Here is a 15500-nt window from a genome sequence, read left to right as displayed (position 1 = left end):
CACGGCAGAGGCTTGTTTCGGCCTTGCTTTTTCACTGCATGGACTGCCCGCCAGGTGTGTCCGGAACCTGTTCGGCAAACGATTGGATAATTCTGACAATGACGGCGCCTGTACCTGCCGCCAGCAAGGACGACGGGACGCCGGCGGCCTCCGAAACGCCGGCGGAAGTGGACAATCCCCGTTCACCCTTGATTGCCGGCTTCATCGGATCGATGTTCCTGGTTATCGGGTCCCTGGGTGTGGGGTGGCTCGCTCCCGTGTCTGAGCTCCGGCGCTTGCCGCTGTTCATCTGGATGCGCACGGAGGCCGCAGGCGTTGCGCTGTCCATCGTGTTGCTTTCAGTCGGTGGAATGCTGCTGGTGCGTGCGTGGCTCCGACTGGGCCAGCGCGTGCGGGTTTGGGGTCAGGAAGCCCGCAAGGCGACACTCCAGGCGATTGTCGCCTGGGGCCTGCCGATGATGTTCACCGTCCCGCTCTTCAGTCGCGATGTGTACGCCTACATCGGCCAAGGGAGGTTGATGGTCGAAGGCATCAACCCGTACGAGAACGGCATCTCGGCCCTGCCGAACTACTTCCAGCTGGGCGCGGACAAAATGTGGACCGAAGCCCCGGTACCCTATGGCCAGCTGTTCCTCTGGATAGAGCAGTTCGTGGTGTGGGTGACCAATGTGCAGCCCGAAGCCAGCATCATGCTCTTCCGGGTTGCGGCCGCCCTGGGAATCGTGTTGTGCGTCATCTATGTTCCCAAACTCGCCGGATTGCACGGCGTCAATCCGCACCGGGCGTTGTGGCTTTCCGCCGCGAATCCGCTCTTCCTCACCAACTTCATCGCCAGCGTCCACAACGACGCCCTCATGATCGGCCTTGCCCTTGCCGGGCTCTACTACTGCGCAACCCGCCGCGTGGTCCTGGGCATCGTACTGGTCACTCTCTCGATATCGGTCAAGCCGATCACTGTGGTTTTCCTGCCCTTCATCGGACTCCTGTGGGCCGGCAAGGGCGCCAGCTGGCCGCGCAAGTTCCTCTTCTGGGCGCTCACGGCCGGCCTGTCGCTCGCGCTCCTCTACGCCCTGGGCGCCGTCAACGGCTTCGGCTTCGGCTGGATCAAGGGGCTGTCGGCCCCGGGCAGCGTGTGGATCTGGTACGCCCCGGTCGGCCTGCTCGGCCTGATCGTCGCCTCGATCGTGAACGTGTTCGGCCTGGACGGCTGGGGACTTGCGAAATGGGTGTACGACGCCGGCAAGGTCCTTGCAGTGGGAATCGTCGCCTGGCAGGTCTTCCGCGGCAGTCATGACCGGGTCATGCGCCGCCTGACCCTTGCGTTCGCAGCGATCGTACTGTTGGCACCCATGATCCAGTCCTGGTATGTCGTGTGGTTGATTCCGCTGTTTGCGGTGACCGGCATCCGGAACGACTGGCAGGTGAAGACCCTGTACTTCGTGGTCTCCTTCTTCATGGTCTATGCGATCTCCGACCAGCTGGAGGTTTTCCCGTACCTGCAAAGCGGTGACGTTGGCCTGGCGTTGGTGCTCGCCCGGAACGCGGCCGCGATCATCGCCCTGCTGTTCGCCCTCTACTTGATCTTCCTCGACCCCCGTACGAAGCATCTCTTCAGCCGCCGGGACCAGCCGCTCAGCAACACCGTCATTTAGCGCCGCTGACCGCCGGCAGGCGGCGCACGGCTTCACGGTAGGACAGGGTGCTCAGTCGTTCCTTGTGTTCGGCAACGAACCCCGCCACCCACTCGGGATCGCTCTTGCTGTATTCGCGCAAGGCCCAGCCGATCGCCTTCCGGATGAAGAACTCCCTGTCTGCCAGGTTGGGCAGGATCACCGCGGCCAGCAGCGTCCTGTTGGTCCGGGCTTTGGCTCCCACCTGGGAAGTGATCGCGGCGCGCCGGACCCACATGTCGCCGTCGGCCGCCCAGCGCAGCATCAGCTCAGCCATCCCGTCCGGATGCGCAAGCAGCAGCTCCCGGATCCGCGGCGAGACACCGTCCACCAGGTCCCACCAGGCGCCGCTGCGGATGAACTCCTCGTACACCGGGACCATTTGCAGGTCGGTGGCAACGAGCCGCGCCGCAGTGAGATCGATCGCCGCATAGCGCTCCTCGCGTGCGCCGGCTTCGCGCCACAACCGGAGCACCGTGTCGCGCAGCTCAGCCCCTGAAGTGAACGGCGACGCCTTCGCGGCGGCCTTGACGATCCTGCGGACTTCTGGAACAGGCACGCCAAGCGACGGCATCTCCGACTTCATGTACGCCTGCACCGAGCGGGCGCGTTCCGGATCGCCTGCGGCCTTGAGCGATGCCCTGATGCCCGCGATGAGTTCCTGCCCATGCATGGCACCACTTTAGGCTTCGGCGGATATTATGCGGACTCTGCCGCATCCGGGCGACGCAGCCGCATGACGGCCCGTCCCGGCACCGAGGTGGGGATCGCCTCGAACCCCGCGCGGGCGAACACGGAAACCGTCCCGTGGTAGAGGTCGGCCGACCCGGCTTTGGGCCGCAGGGCCGGATCCACCGGATAGCCTTCGATGATCCGGGCGCCGTGCGCGAAGGCGTGTCCGACGGCGGCGGCCAGCAAATCGCTTGCGATGCCTCCGCGCCGGTGAGCGGGAGCGACGACGAAACAGCTCACCGACCAGACGCCGTCGCCGTCGGCGGCCGCCGCGCCGGCCGATCGCAGGATCTGCGATCGCTCGATGCGGGGGTAGCAGTGCCTGGGTTCGACGGCACACCAACCCACCGGGACGCCGCCCTTGACGGCGATGACGCCTGGCTCCGGGCCGGTGTCGAACGCTGACTTCAATTGCTCGCGAAGGCCTTCGGCGGGAGTTTCGTTCCAGGCTTTGCCGGGAATCGAAAACCATCGGCACCAGCAGCGGCCCGGTTCGCCCTTGCCGCTGAACAGTTCGTCTACCTCGGCCCATCGCGCGGGGCGGGTCAGGATTTCCGCGGAGTTCTGCTCCATGGCACGGAGTCTAACCCGGGGTTCCGGGCGGTGGCAGCCCCTTGACTTGCCCGGTGCGACAACGGATGCTCCGATCAAAGCCATCACGGAAAGACAGCATTGGAGCCAAGCACCATGACCACGAATGATCCGGCTACGAAGGGCCCGCAATTCGTCTACGCCACCTACATCAAGGCCACACCGGAGCAGCTGTGGCAGGCTCTGACCGACCCGTCCTTCACGGAGCGCTACTGGGGCGTGGCCCTCAGATCGGAATGGAAGAAGGGCTCCGCAATCACCTGGGAAGTGGCGGGTGTGACGATTGCGGATCCCGAGCAGGTTGTCCTGGCTGCGGACGAACCCCGCAGGCTCGCGTTCACCTGGCACACGATCACCCCGGAATTCGGGGCGGCGGTGGGTGCTCCGGACGATGAGCTTGCAGCGATGGCCGCCGAAGGGCGTTCCAGCGTGGCCTTCGAGATTGAACCCCTCAAGGACATGGTCAAGCTCACCGTGATCCATTCGGGGTTCGAAGAGGGCAGCACCGTCCTGGCCGGCGTCACCGATGGGTGGCCGGGAGTGATGGCAAGCCTCAAGACGCTGCTGGAAACCGGCGAGCCGCTGGTCTTTTCCTAGGCCGGCGACACCGTTCCCGCAACCCTCCGCGCCTGCGGGGCAACCGGTGCCCGTGTGCAGGGTAAACTCGTGGTGTCGCCGCCGGAATGGACCGGCAGGCGCCCGCCTCGGTAGCTCAGAGGATAGAGCAGGAGCCTTCTAATCTCTTGGTCGGGGGTTCGATTCCCTCCCGGGGCGCTTTGTGATGTAGCGGGACATCCTTGACACCCCTGGTCTTCGGACCGGGGGTGTTTCTTGTTTGCGTGCGTCGGCCCGGTCCGGGCTTGGCACTGCTCCTCCACAGTCCGATTTTCGGCGGGGTATCCACATACGGGCAGTGTGGTCTGCCGGCGCCACTGCAGCGGCGTGATGCTGGGAAGGCCGGACAGGCAAGCCAACCACGTTAGGACGCATCATGAACGACATCATTACTGTCCGCGGCTTCGTTGCCTCGGAGGTCAAGAGTTCCACCACGCCCGGCGGTATTGCCACCGCCTCCTTCCGGATCGGGTCCACCGAGCGGCGCTTCGACCGCGCCAACAACGTATGGATCGACGGAAACACCAACTGGTTCACCGTCCAGAGCTTCCGGCACCTCGCGGGGCATGTCGGGTGCAGCATCAAGAAGGGCCAGCGCGTTATTGTCCTCGGCAAACTCAGGCTCCGCCAGTGGGAGCGCGACGGCCGGATCTACCACGTGGCCGAAATCGATGCCGAGTCCGTGGGCCATGACCTCATGTGGGGTTCCGCGAATTTCACCCGGATGGCCAGCAGTTCCGCCCAGCCGGCATCGGCACAAACCGGTCAGGCCCCGGCGTCCGATGCGCTGTGGCCGGAGGGCAGCGGCGACAACGAAGCGCCCCTTCCGGATGACGAAGAGGGCAACGGTGGTGACCCCGCTTCCCGGCTGGAGATCCTCGAGCAGGACGACAGCGGCGATCCCGCCCTGGTGGACACCGAGACGGGGGAACTCTTGGACACCTCGGCGTGATGCGGCCCCAAGCCGCTACCGTCCTGTCAGCCTTCCCGGCGCCGGCTGATGCGTCCGGGAGGCGGCCGGACTGCATGGCAGAATAGCCGGGTGAAGCACTGGGGGGCACATCCAAGCGCCAACGCAGGACGGCGTCGTGCCGGGGCGGCGCGACACGCAGCCGCGTTATGTCCCGGGGCCATGCTCTCCGGGACATTGCTCTACGCGATGGTGTTCCTTGCGGTGTCAGCCTGCTCGGAGCCCGGCCCGGGCCCGGCCGCCGGGGCTGGCGAAGGGACTGGAAGCGGTACCCCGGCGAACGCCGCCCCTGTGACCGGCACCGCTGTGGCCGGCAATCCCGGGAAGGCGGCTCCGTCGTCGGGAGCCGGCGCGCCCGGGACGGACCGGCTGGTGCGGATCATGGAGGCCGTGTTGCGGGACGCCGGCCCCACTCCGGGGCAGGAAGTACTGCGGTCCCGGCTGCTTGCTGCGGGCGTCGCGTCCAATGCAGTGGAGGTGTCCGTGAGCAGGACGCCCACGGGCCTGGACGTGGACGCCGTTGAAGCCGCTATCAGCTCAGGCGCCGAATGCGTCGTCGGTGAAGTCCGCGACGGCCGCATCTCAGTCACCGTATTGCCTCTGCTCGGCGACGGCAGATGCTTCGTGGGAGACGCCCGCTAAGCCTGCTGCGCTTCGTTCCGAATGTGAGATCTGCCTTGCCACCCATTAGATTTAAGGGCATGGCGGAATTCATTTACACGATGACCAAGGCCCGCAAGGCTGTTGGCGACAAACTTATCCTGGACGATGTCAGTATGTCGTTCTTCCCCGGTGCGAAGATCGGCGTTGTCGGCCCGAACGGTGCCGGTAAGTCCACAATCCTGAAGATCATGGCCGGGCTCGACACCCCGTCGAACGGCGAGGCCCGTCTCAGCCCCGGCTACTCCGTGGGCATCCTCCTGCAGGAGCCGCCCCTGAACGAGGAAAAGACAGTCCTGGGCAATGTTCAGGAAGGTGTCGGCGAGATCTACGGCAAGATCCAGCGCTTCAACGAAATCTCTGAAGAGATGGCCAACCCGGACGCGGACTACGACACCCTGCTCGACGAGATGGGCAAGCTCCAGGAAGCCATCGACGCTGCCGACGCATGGGACATCGACTCCCAGTTGGAACAGGCCATGGACGCGCTGCGCTGCCCGCCGGGCGACGCGGACGTCACTGTGCTCTCCGGTGGTGAGCGCCGCCGCGTGGCCCTCTGCAAGCTGCTGCTCCAGAAGCCGGACCTGCTCCTGCTCGACGAACCGACCAACCACCTCGACGCCGAAAGCGTGCTCTGGCTCGAACAGCACCTCTCCAGCTACCCGGGCGCCGTCCTCGCAATCACCCACGACCGGTACTTCCTCGACCACGTCGCGGAATGGATCTGTGAAGTGGACCGCGGCCGGCTGTACCCGTACGAAGGCAACTACTCCACCTACCTGGAAAAGAAGCGCGCCCGCCTGGAAATCCAGGGTAAGAAGGACGCCAAGCAGGCCAAGCGCCTGAGCGAGGAACTCGAGTGGGTCCGCTCGAACGCCAAGGGCCGCCAGACCAAGTCCAAGGCACGTCTGGCACGCTACGAGGAGATGGCGGCCGAGGCCGAGCGCACCAGGAAGCTCGACTTCGAGGAAATCCAGATCCCGCCGGGACCGCGCCTGGGCAGCCTCGTCATCGAAGCTACCGACCTCAAGAAGGGCTTCGAGGACCGCGTCCTGATCGAGGACCTGTCCTTCTCCCTGCCACGCAACGGCATTGTGGGCGTCATCGGCCCCAACGGCGTGGGTAAGTCCACCCTCTTCAAGACGATCGTCGGCATCGAACCATTGGACGGCGGCAACCTGAAGATCGGCGAATCCGTCAAGATCTCCTACGTGGACCAGTCCCGTGGTGGCATCGACCCCAACAAGACCCTGTGGGAGGTCGTGTCCGACGGCTTGGACCACATCCAGGTCGGCCAGGTGGAAATGCCGTCCCGTGCCTACGTTTCGGCGTTCGGGTTCAAGGGGCCGGACCAGCAGAAGAAGGCTGGAGTGCTCTCCGGCGGTGAGCGCAACCGCCTGAATCTTGCGCTGACCCTCAAGCAGGGCGGCAACCTGCTGCTCCTCGACGAACCGACCAACGACCTCGACGTCGAAACCCTGAGCAGCCTGGAAAACGCGCTGCTCGACTTCCCGGGCTGCGCCGTGGTGGTCTCCCACGACCGTTGGTTCCTGGACCGCGTGGCGACCCACATCCTCGCCTACGAGGGCGACGACGAGAACCCCTCCAAGTGGTACTGGTTTGAAGGCAACTTCGAGGCCTACGAGGAGAACAAGGTCGAACGGCTCGGACCCGACGCAGCCAAGCCGCACCGGGTCACGCACCGCAAGCTGACCCGCGACTAACACCGCCAAAAACACGGAAGGCCGGCCCCGCTGGGGCCGGCCTTCCGTCGTTCCTGGGCCGGCGGCTACTCCGGAAGCCGGAGCATACCCTCCTGCGCCACGGTGGCCACGTGTACACCGTCACGGCTGAAGATCTTCCCGGTTGACAGGCCGCGCGCACCCTGGGCGCTGGGCGACTCCTGGACGTAGAGCAGCCATTCGTCCACGCGGACGGGCCGGTGCCACCACATGGCGTGGTCCAGGCTCGCCACGCTCATGCCGGGAGTCATCCAGCTCAGCCCGTTGCGCCGCAGGATGGGTTCGAGGATCGTGTAGTCGCTCGCGTAGGCAAGGGCGGCCCGGTGGAAGTCCGGGTCCTCGGGCATGGGTCCGAGGGTTTTCATCCAGACGGCGTTCCTGGCCACCTGCTCCTTGGGAGCCTCGACATACAGGGCGGAGTCGACATGCCGCACGTCGAAGGGCCGTTCGAAGGACATGTGGCGGGCCAACGGGTGGTCGTACTTCCGCAGCAGGTCCGCCGTGCTTGGCAGGCTTTCGGGGTCAGGGATGCCCTCGGGCATGGTCGACTGGTGTTCAACGCCCTCGGCGTCCGTCTGGAACGACGCGATCATGGACAGGATCGGCTGGCCGTTCTGGTACGCGTGCACCCGGCGCGCCGAGAAGGAACGGCCGTCCCGGAGGCGCTGCACCCCGAAGGTTATCGGCTGGTTGGCGTCGCCAGGGCGCAGGAAGTACCCGTGCATCGAGTGGACCACCCGGTCATCGTCGACTGTCCGCATCCCGGCGATGAGCGATTGTGCCAGGACCTGCCCGCCGAACACCCGGTGCCGGGGCTGCTTCTGCGAGGGGCCGAGGAATATGTCCTCGTCGGTCCGGGCGCCGTCGAAATCAGCCAGCGAAAGCAGTTCGATGAGGGTGGCGGTGGGGTCCTCGGGGACAGCCTGGTCGACCAGGCCGGGGTGCGCGTCAGTCATGGTTCGACTCTAGTCCCCACCGGCTCCCGAATCCCGCTTCGCACGATCCGGGTCCCTCGCCGGCGTGGGCCCACCCACGGCTCCCGAATCCCGCTTCGCACGATCCGGGTCCCTCGCCGGTGTGGGCCCACCCACGGCTCCCGAATCCCGCTTCGCACGATCCGGGTCCCTCGCCGGTGTGGGCCCACCCACGGCTCCCTAATCCCGCTTCGCACGATCCGGGTCCCTCGCCGGTGTGGGCCCACCCACGGCTCCCGAATCCGGTCAAACTGACACAAGGCCGCTCGGCGACGGACATGCCGGTAGAGTCGATGCTGTGGCTGATGTAATGACCAGTTCCCTCCGCTTCGCCGATCCCCGCGATCTGGCGGACCTGCGCACCTACGTCACTCGTGCCAAGAGCATCGACGACGGCGCCGTCCGCCTCCAGGCCGCTGGCACCGTCCTCGCGGCCTATGTCTGCGTCCTCCGCCCGCGGGCGCTCGGCGATGCGACCCCCACCATCCTCGGGCTGCGCACGAGCGCCCTCGCCGAGGAAGCGCAAGCCGACGTGACGGTCACACTCGCTTCAGTATTGGACCGGCTGGCGCGTTCGGGTGCGGACGACGTCGAGCTGCCGCTGCCGCCGTCGACCGTTTCGGAATCCTGGGCGGGAGTCGGCGCGCCCCGGGGCGGCTGGGAACCGCTGGGTGAAGTGTCCGACGCCGAACTGAAGTCAGTCGCCGAGGCCGGCATCGCGGAGGTGGCCGGGGTCGTTCCCGACCAGGCCGGAGCGCACATGGTGGCCGCCGCACGGGCGTCCGTGTGGGGCCGCGACATGCCGGGCCGCGAGGGAGTGCCCGCCGGCGCGGCCTTCGGGGCGTTCGCCCTCGGTTTCCTGGGGGAGGGCATGCACCGGCTCTTCCGCAACGGGCGCTGGTACCGGCTCAGCGGAAGTCGCGGCCACATCCTTGTCCGCACCGGCGCCGGCCTCGGACTCAACGTCGCCTAGCAGGCCTTAGGGCTGCGCCGGGGAGGGGCTGTTCACCATGGTGAGCGCGGCCCGCTCCATGTAGTCCCACAACGTACCTTCGTACAGGGCCGGGAGCTGGAGCGAGTCCACGGCTGCGCGCATGTGGAACAGCCACCGGTCCTTCGCTTCCGGTGTCACCCGGAACGGCATGTGCCGCATCCGCAGGCGCGGGTGCCCGCGTTCCTGGCTGTACGTCGTCGGGCCGCCCCAATACTGCTCCAGGAACATCAGGAACCGCCGCTTCGCGGGGCCGAGATCCTCTTCCGGGTACATCGGGCGCAGCAGCGGATCACCTGCCACGCCGTCGTAGAAGACGTCGATCAGCTTCACGAACGTCTCATGCCCGCCCACGGCGTCATAGAAGCTGTCCGTATAGGCAGGCTGGCTGAAGGGGTCGTTGCGCATCAGCTGGGGCCGGTCGCCGGCCGGGGGCGCTGCGTTGACCGGGATGCCGGGGGACTGCTGCCCGTTTGCCGTGTCACTCACTGGACTTCTCCTCAGCGGAACCGCCGCTGCCGGTGTCTTTGTCGTGGGCCGGGACGTAGTCGCCCTGGGAGCGGTTGCCCACACGCAGGATCTCACCGTTGCGCAGGTACCAGATGGCGCCGTCTTCGGCGCGGAGCCGGGTGATCCGCAGCCCCACGGATTCAACCGTACCAACCACTTCGGCAGTGACGATCACGTCGCCGATGCCGTACTGGTCTTCGATGGTAATGAAGATCCCTGCGAGGAAATCGCGGATGAGCTGCTGGGCGCCGAAACCGATCACCACGCCGAGGATTCCCACGCTGGTCAGCAGCGGAGCGATGTCCACATTGAGGAACTTGAGCACATAGATGATCACGATCACCGCAACAACCACGCTCAGCAGGCTGGTCAGCAGCGAACCGATGGTGTGTGCCCGCTGCGAACGCCGCTCATGGTCCAAAGCCCGGAACGCCGGCTGCACCCATTTGAAGGGCGCGTTGCGGAAGAAACTGCTGCCCTCCGCGACCCTCCTGGTGATGCGCAGGATCACGAACCGCAGCACGATCCAGATCACCACGCCGATTCCGACGGTCAGGAGTATGGCCCCGAGATCGATCTTGGCGGCTTCCTCGGCTGCATCCTGGATCGTGGTGGTGCTTGCGTTCATTGGCAGGGCTGCTCCTCAAGAATCTGACGGGTACGCCCGGAAGCTGTTCGCCGGGCGCTGAACACTCTGTCCGCCATCAACCCTATCGCCGTAGCGTGGCGGCATGCGCATCCTGATCCTGGGCGGCACGGCGTTCCTGTCGGCCGAAATCGCCCGCCAAGCCCTTGACGCCGGACATCACGTTACGTGCCTGGCCCGCGGCACCGTCGCGCAGCCGCCGCCGGGCGTCCGCTGGGTGCGCGCGGACCGATCGGCAGGCACCGAAGCCTATGGCGGGCTCGACGGCGGCTGGGACGCCGTCGTCGACGTCTCGCGCGATCCTGCCCATGCCCGCGCCGCGCTTGCCGTGCTGTCGGCCAGGACCGGGCACTGGACCTTCGTGTCCAGTTGCTCGGTGTACCGCCGCCACGACCAGCCGGGCGCCGATGAGGCAGCGGCGCTGCTTCCGCCGTTGGCGCCGGGGAAGGAGGCAGCCCCGGAGACATACGGGGAGTCTAAGTCGGCCATCGAAAAGCTTGTCCTGGAAACTGCGGGGGAGAAAGCACACATCGTGCGTGCCGGGCTCATCGCCGGACCCGGGGACGGCAGCGACCGCTACGGCTACTGGCCGGCTCGTTTTGCCTCCGGCGGCGGGCCGGTTCTCGTTCCGGACATCCTCGGGGACCCGGTCCAGGTCATCGACGTCCGTGACCTTGCCGCGTGGATCCTGTCGGCAGCCGAAGGCGGGCTGGCCGGCGCGTTCAACGCCGTGGGCGAAGTGGTGTCCTTTGGTGAGTACCTTGAGGTGTGCCGGGAGCTGGCGGGCGCCGTCCCCGGGAGCGTCCTGGCCGAAGCCGGCTGGCTGGAGGCGCAGGGTGTGCAGCCGTGGTCGGGCGAGGATTCGCTGCCGCTGTGGCTGCCCCCGGAACACGAGGGCTTTATGGCGCGGTCACATGCGGCCGCCGTCGCCCAGGGGCTGAGACTGCGTTCGTGGCAGGAAACGCTGCGGGACACCCTTGCCGACGAGCTGGCCAGGGGGTTCCACCGGACGCGGAGGGCCGGCCTGCGGGCTGAACGCGAGAAGGAACTGCTGGCTAGCCTTCGGCCCGCGTGACCGGTTCGTGGAGCACGGGGAAGTTCACGCTCCGTGCGATGAAGCAGAGCTGGTTCGCCTTGTGGTGGAGCTCGGCCATCAGTGGCAGGTGGTCCTCGCTGGCGACCGTCACCTGCGGTTTGAGCGTGACGGTTTCGAACTGGCCGCTGCCGTCCCGGTTGCTCCGCATCAGCCCTTCGGCGTTGTCGACGTACCCGGTCACCACCACACCGTTCATGACGGCCACGTGCAGGAAGGACAGCATGTGGCACTGCGACAGCGCCGCGAGCAGCAGCTGTTCCGGGTTGTAGCGGGCGGGGTCGCCGCGGAACGTGGGATCCGAGGAGCCCTTGAGCACGGGGAGTCCGGGGATTTCGACATCGTGGTCGCGGGAGTAGGCCCGGTAGCCCGCCGTGCCCTCGCCGAGGTTTCCGGTCCAGCGGACGGTGAGGGCGTAGCGGTGTTCATCCAGGCTCATGGGCCCCAGTCTAAACGGCCGCCTGGACGGCTGTGCCTCCCGTCCCGCCGGGCGGGCGGTGCGGGAGGCGCAGGAAGATCCGCAGGAAGATCCGGGGGCGCGGCGACAGGAATCAGGCGCCGGGACTCAGACGTCGGCCGCCCGGGCGCGCAGGGCCCGGGCCACGCCGTCGCGGTTCTCCAGCATCATGCGGCGCAGTGCCGCGCTTTCCTCGGGCAGGGAGGCGAGGAACGCGTCGGTCCGGTCCACGGTGTCCTGGGTGGTCAGCTGGGCCGGGTACAGGCCCACGATGATCTGCTGGGCCAGGGCGTGGGTCCGCTTGGCGAAGATTTCGGGAACCGCCTCGAAGTACTTCTCCGCGTACGGTTCCAGCAGCGCGGTGTCCAGCACGCGGGTGAAGCCGGCGACGGCGGAGCCCTGCAGTGCGTTGGACAGCTCGCCAGTGACCACGATCTTCTCCCAGGCTGCGGCCTTTGCTTCGGGCGTCGGCAGCGCCGCTGCGGCCTGGGCTGCCGCGTTCTGGCCGCTGGACGTGTGGTCCCGTTCGAGCTCGGCATCGATGCGCGCTTGGTCCGCGCGCCCGCCGACCACGAGGGAGGTCAGGAGTTCCCAGCGCAGGTCCTGGTCCAGGGTGAGGCCGGCCAGGGAGCGGGAGCCGTCGAGCAGCGCCTGGATGGTGTCCAACTGGTTTCCGCTGCGCGCCAGCAGCGCGAAGGACTTCACGAACTGCAGCTGGGCATCGGACCCGGCGTCCACCGAGGAAGCCAGGTCCCAGAGCCGGTCGGCGGCGGCCTCGGCGGTTGCGTCCTTGTGTTCGGCGGCCACGTAGAAGTTCAGCGTGGTGGCGAGCTGGCGCAGCTGCACCAGGATCACCGAGGAATCGGTCTCGGATGCAATGTTGGCCAGGATCAACTCAACGTAGCCGCGCGCCGGGGTCTCGCCGTCACGGGCTGCATCCCAGGCCGAGCCCCACACCAAGGTCCGCGGCAGGCTGGACGCGAAGTCCTTCAAGTGCGCCTTCGCGCTGGCCAGGGACACCGGATCGAGGCGGACCTTGGCGTAGGCAAGATCGTCGTCGTTCAGCAGGATCAGCGCGGGGCGTTGCTTTCCGAGCAGTGCCGGGACTTGAGTGGCCGGGCCGTCGACGTCGAGCTCCTCGCGGTGCACCCGCTCAAGCTTGCCGGAACCGGAAAGCTCGTAGAAACCGACTGCGAGTCGGTGCGGGCGCAGCACGGGCTGCTCGTCGATGGCGGTCTGGCGGATGGTGAACCCGGTGATGGCGCCGTCGTGGTCCACGTCGATCTCGGGGGAGAGGGTGTTGACCCCCGCCGTTTCCAGCCAGAGCTTGCCCCATTGGTCCAGTTCCCGGCCGCTGGCCGCCTCCAGTTCCACCATGAGGTCGGACAGTTCGGTGTTTTGCCACGCGTGCTTCTTGAAGTATTCGCGGACACCCGCCATGAACTGCTCCGGCCCCACCCACGCAACCAGCTGGCGGAGCACGGAGGCGCCCTTGGCGTAGGTGATGCCGTCGAAGTTGACTTCGACGTCCTGCAGGTCGTTGATCTCGGCGAAGATCGGGTGCGTAGTGGGCAGCTGGTCCTGCCGGTATGCCCACGACTTCTCCACCGAGGCGAAGGTGGTCCAGGCGTGGTCGAAGACGGTGTTCTCGACGGCCGCCAGATGGGACATGTACTCGGCGAAGGATTCGTTGAGCCACAGGTCGTTCCACCAGCGCATGGTCACGAGGTCGCCGAACCACATATGCGCCAGCTCGTGCAGGACCGTGATGGCGCGGCGCTCCACCTGCGCCTCGGCCACCTTTCCGCGGAAGACGTAACCTTCCAGGATGGTCACAGCGCCCGCGTTCTCCATGGCGCCGGCATTGAATTCCGGAACGAACAGCTGGTCGTACTTCTCGAACGGATAGGGGAAGCCGAACTGGGCCTCGAAGAACTCGAAGCCCTGGCGGGTCAGTTCGAAGATGTTCTCCGCGTCGAGGTACTGCATCAGGGACTTCCGGGCGAAGACGCCCAGCGGGACCACCCGGCCGTCGGAACTGGTGACCTCGCTGCGTACCGACTGGTACGGGCCGGCGATCAATGCCGTGACATAGGAGGACAGCCGCGGGGTGGGCGCGAAGCTCCAGACCGAACGGGCCTCCCCGTTGTCTCCCGGCGTGGCTTCCGCAGGCTCGGGCGTCGGGGAGTTGGAGATGACGTCCCAGTGCGAGGGGGCCGTGACGGTGAACGTGAAGGTTGCCTTCAGGTCCGGCTGTTCGAAGACGGCGAACATCCGGCGCGAATCCGGCACCTCGAACTGCGTGTAGAGGTACACCTCGCCGTCCACGGGATCCACGAAGCGGTGCAACCCCTCGCCCGTGTTCATGTAGGGAGCGTCCGCCACCACCGTGAGTTCGTTTTCCGCGGCGAGGTCCGGCAGCTGGATCCGGACGCCGTCGGACACCTCGGCCGGGTCAAGTTCCCTGCCGTTCAGGGTGACGCTGTGCACCTTGTCCGTGATGGCGTCGATGAACGTGGACGAACCAGCCGTGGCGGTGAACTTGACCACCGTCGTCGACCCGAAGACCGTCCCGCCCCTCGTCAGGTCGAGGACGACGTCGTAGGACTCGACGGCGAGCAGTTCCGCGCGTTCCGCGGCTTCGGCGCGGGTGAGGTTCAGGCCTGGCAAGGGGTGCCTCCAAGAAGTGGTGTGCAGAGAAGCCGGACGGGTTCACCCGGCTCCGGCGCTGTGAAGCCATTCTTTCAGTTCCTTCCGGCTTGGCAAGGTTCATCACAAAGTGTCGTCGGCCGGGAGTAGCGTTAAGCCATGGGCAAGCTGCGCGACTCTCTCGATTTCCGGGCACTGCGTTTTGCAGTGGCATTCCCACTCCTTCTCGCCGCAGCGTTTGTTGTCTGCGCTCTCATGCTCCGGCCTGAGCTTCCGGATTCCCTTGCGGTGACCTGGAACGCCGACGGCGGCAGCAGCTTTGCGCCGTTCGGCGCCTATGTGGCGGGCGGGGCTTCCCTCATGGTCCTGGCAGGGTGGCTCGTGTTCGTCCAGGCCGTGCCCATTTCCCGGCCGGCCATCATGCGGCGGCTGATGATGGGGCTGGGCCTGATGGTGAGCCTGTTCATCACCGCCGTGCTCGCGGCGGGCTTGGTGGGCCAGGCCGGATTGGCGGATGCGCGTAGTTCCCATGTCGATGCCACGGTGCTGGCGCTCGGTGCCGGTGCGGCGCTGTCGCTGGGGGTTGTGATGGTCTTCGCCTTCAAGCCCGATCCGCGGTGGACACCGGAGGACGATGCGGCCCTCGAAGCGGAGCGCATCCGCCGGGAGGATCCCGGCTTGGCCGATGACTCCCTGAAGCTGTGGGTCCACGCCCGCAGTTCGGTGTTCGTTATGATCTGTGTGGCCGCGGTCTTTCCGGCGATGCTGATTTCGGTTGCCGTGCCGTGGCTCGGTGCCTTGGTGTTCGGCGTCGCCATCCTTGGGGCCTGTTTCCTCTTCGTCAGGGTCAAGGCCGACCGCGCCGGTCTCGAAGTCTTCCTTGCCGGAGTGCTCCGGGTCCTGAAGGTGCCGGCGGTTGACATCGCGGCCGCCACGCCTGCGGAGGTCAAGGCGGCCGACTTCGGGGGCTGGGGCCTGCGGCACCACGGCGGTGCGACGGCCATGCTCGTCAGCAGCGGACCCGCCGTCGTCGTGCGCCAGCTCAACGGACGGCGCGTGGCACTGAGCGCAGGGAGCCTTGCGAGTGCGGACCGGCTCGCGGGGCTGCTGAACCGGGTGGCCGACCGGGCGCACGGCCAGTAGGCGTGGCTGACTTAAAGCGCATCGCTGGCGGGTCCCTGGGAGTCCACCTAGTACCCT

General features: G+C 66.8%; 15 protein-coding genes and 1 tRNA gene. 9 read left to right on the top strand and 7 right to left on the bottom strand.

Features of this window, described 5'->3' with window-relative positions:
- Window positions 1-98: 98 nt before the first annotated feature.
- A complete protein-coding gene (gene mptB, locus DWV11_RS09900) occupies window positions 99-1652 on the top strand; it encodes a polyprenol phosphomannose-dependent alpha 1,6 mannosyltransferase MptB (RefSeq protein WP_168404651.1) in 1554 nt (517 codons plus the stop codon).
- Here mptB and DWV11_RS09895 read toward each other — a convergent pair.
- Together DWV11_RS09895 and DWV11_RS09890 are read right to left on the bottom strand one after the other, a co-directional pair.
- Window positions 1645-2343: a DNA alkylation repair protein gene (locus DWV11_RS09895; RefSeq protein ID WP_115788714.1), complete on the bottom strand. Its 699-nt coding sequence runs from the start codon at window positions 2341-2343 to the stop codon at window positions 1645-1647. The two genes, mptB and DWV11_RS09895, sit on opposite strands and share 8 nt — an antisense overlap.
- A gap of 26 nt (window positions 2344-2369) precedes the next feature.
- A complete protein-coding gene (locus DWV11_RS09890) occupies window positions 2370-2975 on the bottom strand; it encodes a GNAT family N-acetyltransferase (protein WP_115788713.1) in 606 nt (201 codons plus the stop codon).
- A gap of 114 nt (window positions 2976-3089) precedes the next feature.
- Here DWV11_RS09890 and DWV11_RS09885 point away from each other — a divergent pair, with 114 nt between their 5' ends.
- From DWV11_RS09885 to ettA, 5 genes are all read left to right on the top strand, one after another.
- On the top strand, window positions 3090-3590 hold the full coding sequence (locus DWV11_RS09885; RefSeq protein ID WP_115788712.1) for an SRPBCC family protein: 501 nt from the start codon (window positions 3090-3092) through the stop codon (window positions 3588-3590).
- Between the two features lie 104 nt (window positions 3591-3694).
- Window positions 3695-3767 (top strand) — tRNA-Arg (locus DWV11_RS09880).
- Window positions 3768-3984: 217 nt separating this feature from the next.
- Complete coding sequence (locus tag DWV11_RS09875) at window positions 3985-4560, top strand: single-stranded DNA-binding protein (RefSeq protein ID WP_115788711.1); 576 nt, start codon at window positions 3985-3987, stop codon at window positions 4558-4560.
- Window positions 4561-4869: 309 nt separating this feature from the next.
- On the top strand, window positions 4870-5220 hold the full coding sequence (locus DWV11_RS09870) for a DUF6993 domain-containing protein (protein ID WP_245953538.1): 351 nt from the start codon (window positions 4870-4872) through the stop codon (window positions 5218-5220).
- Window positions 5221-5279: 59 nt separating this feature from the next.
- Window positions 5280-6962, top strand: a complete 1683-nt coding sequence (gene ettA, locus DWV11_RS09865; protein WP_115788710.1) for an energy-dependent translational throttle protein EttA — start codon at window positions 5280-5282, stop codon at window positions 6960-6962.
- 65 nt (window positions 6963-7027) lie between these two features.
- Here ettA and DWV11_RS09860 read toward each other — a convergent pair whose 3' ends face one another.
- A complete protein-coding gene (locus DWV11_RS09860) occupies window positions 7028-7936 on the bottom strand; it encodes an acyl-CoA thioesterase (RefSeq protein WP_115788709.1) in 909 nt (302 codons plus the stop codon).
- A 316-nt stretch (window positions 7937-8252) separates the two neighbouring features.
- Between DWV11_RS09860 and DWV11_RS09855 the strand changes: the two genes are divergently transcribed.
- Complete coding sequence (locus DWV11_RS09855; protein WP_115788708.1) at window positions 8253-8927, top strand: DUF8185 domain-containing protein; 675 nt, start codon at window positions 8253-8255, stop codon at window positions 8925-8927.
- Window positions 8928-8933: 6 nt separating this feature from the next.
- On the opposite strand, the gene DWV11_RS09850 is transcribed toward DWV11_RS09855, so the two are convergent.
- Together DWV11_RS09850 and DWV11_RS09845 are read right to left on the bottom strand one after the other, a co-directional pair.
- Entirely contained in the window at window positions 8934-9434 is a 501-nt protein-coding gene (locus DWV11_RS09850; protein WP_425452057.1) for a globin, read from the bottom strand.
- Window positions 9427-10083 (bottom strand): mechanosensitive ion channel family protein, encoded by a 657-nt coding sequence (locus DWV11_RS09845; protein WP_115788707.1) that lies wholly within the window; start codon window positions 10081-10083, stop codon window positions 9427-9429. The genes DWV11_RS09850 and DWV11_RS09845 overlap by 8 nt, the downstream gene beginning before the upstream one ends.
- A gap of 103 nt (window positions 10084-10186) precedes the next feature.
- On the opposite strand from DWV11_RS09845, the gene DWV11_RS09840 reads away from it, so the two are divergent.
- Window positions 10187-11176, top strand: a complete 990-nt coding sequence (locus DWV11_RS09840) for an NAD-dependent epimerase/dehydratase family protein (protein WP_115788706.1) — start codon at window positions 10187-10189, stop codon at window positions 11174-11176.
- Here the strand turns inward: DWV11_RS09840 and DWV11_RS09835 are convergent.
- Together DWV11_RS09835 and pepN are read right to left on the bottom strand one after the other, a co-directional pair.
- Window positions 11157-11633, bottom strand: a complete 477-nt coding sequence (locus tag DWV11_RS09835) for an OsmC family protein (RefSeq protein WP_115788705.1) — start codon at window positions 11631-11633, stop codon at window positions 11157-11159. The genes DWV11_RS09840 and DWV11_RS09835 overlap by 20 nt on opposite strands.
- A gap of 126 nt (window positions 11634-11759) precedes the next feature.
- Window positions 11760-14321 (bottom strand): aminopeptidase N, encoded by a 2562-nt coding sequence (gene pepN / locus DWV11_RS09830; RefSeq protein ID WP_115788704.1) that lies wholly within the window; start codon window positions 14319-14321, stop codon window positions 11760-11762.
- Between the two features lie 138 nt (window positions 14322-14459).
- Between pepN and DWV11_RS09825 the strand changes: the two genes are divergently transcribed.
- The gene (locus tag DWV11_RS09825) at window positions 14460-15443 is read left to right on the top strand and encodes a hypothetical protein (RefSeq protein ID WP_115788703.1); all 984 of its coding nucleotides are present in this window, start codon (window positions 14460-14462) and stop codon (window positions 15441-15443) included.
- The last annotated feature ends 57 nt before the right edge of the window (window positions 15444-15500 follow it).

Origin of the sequence: Arthrobacter silvisoli (genome assembly GCF_003369445.1) — a bacterium.
GTDB lineage: Bacteria > Actinomycetota > Actinomycetes > Actinomycetales > Micrococcaceae > Arthrobacter > Arthrobacter silvisoli.
This window is presented reverse-complemented; position numbering and strand designations above follow the sequence as displayed.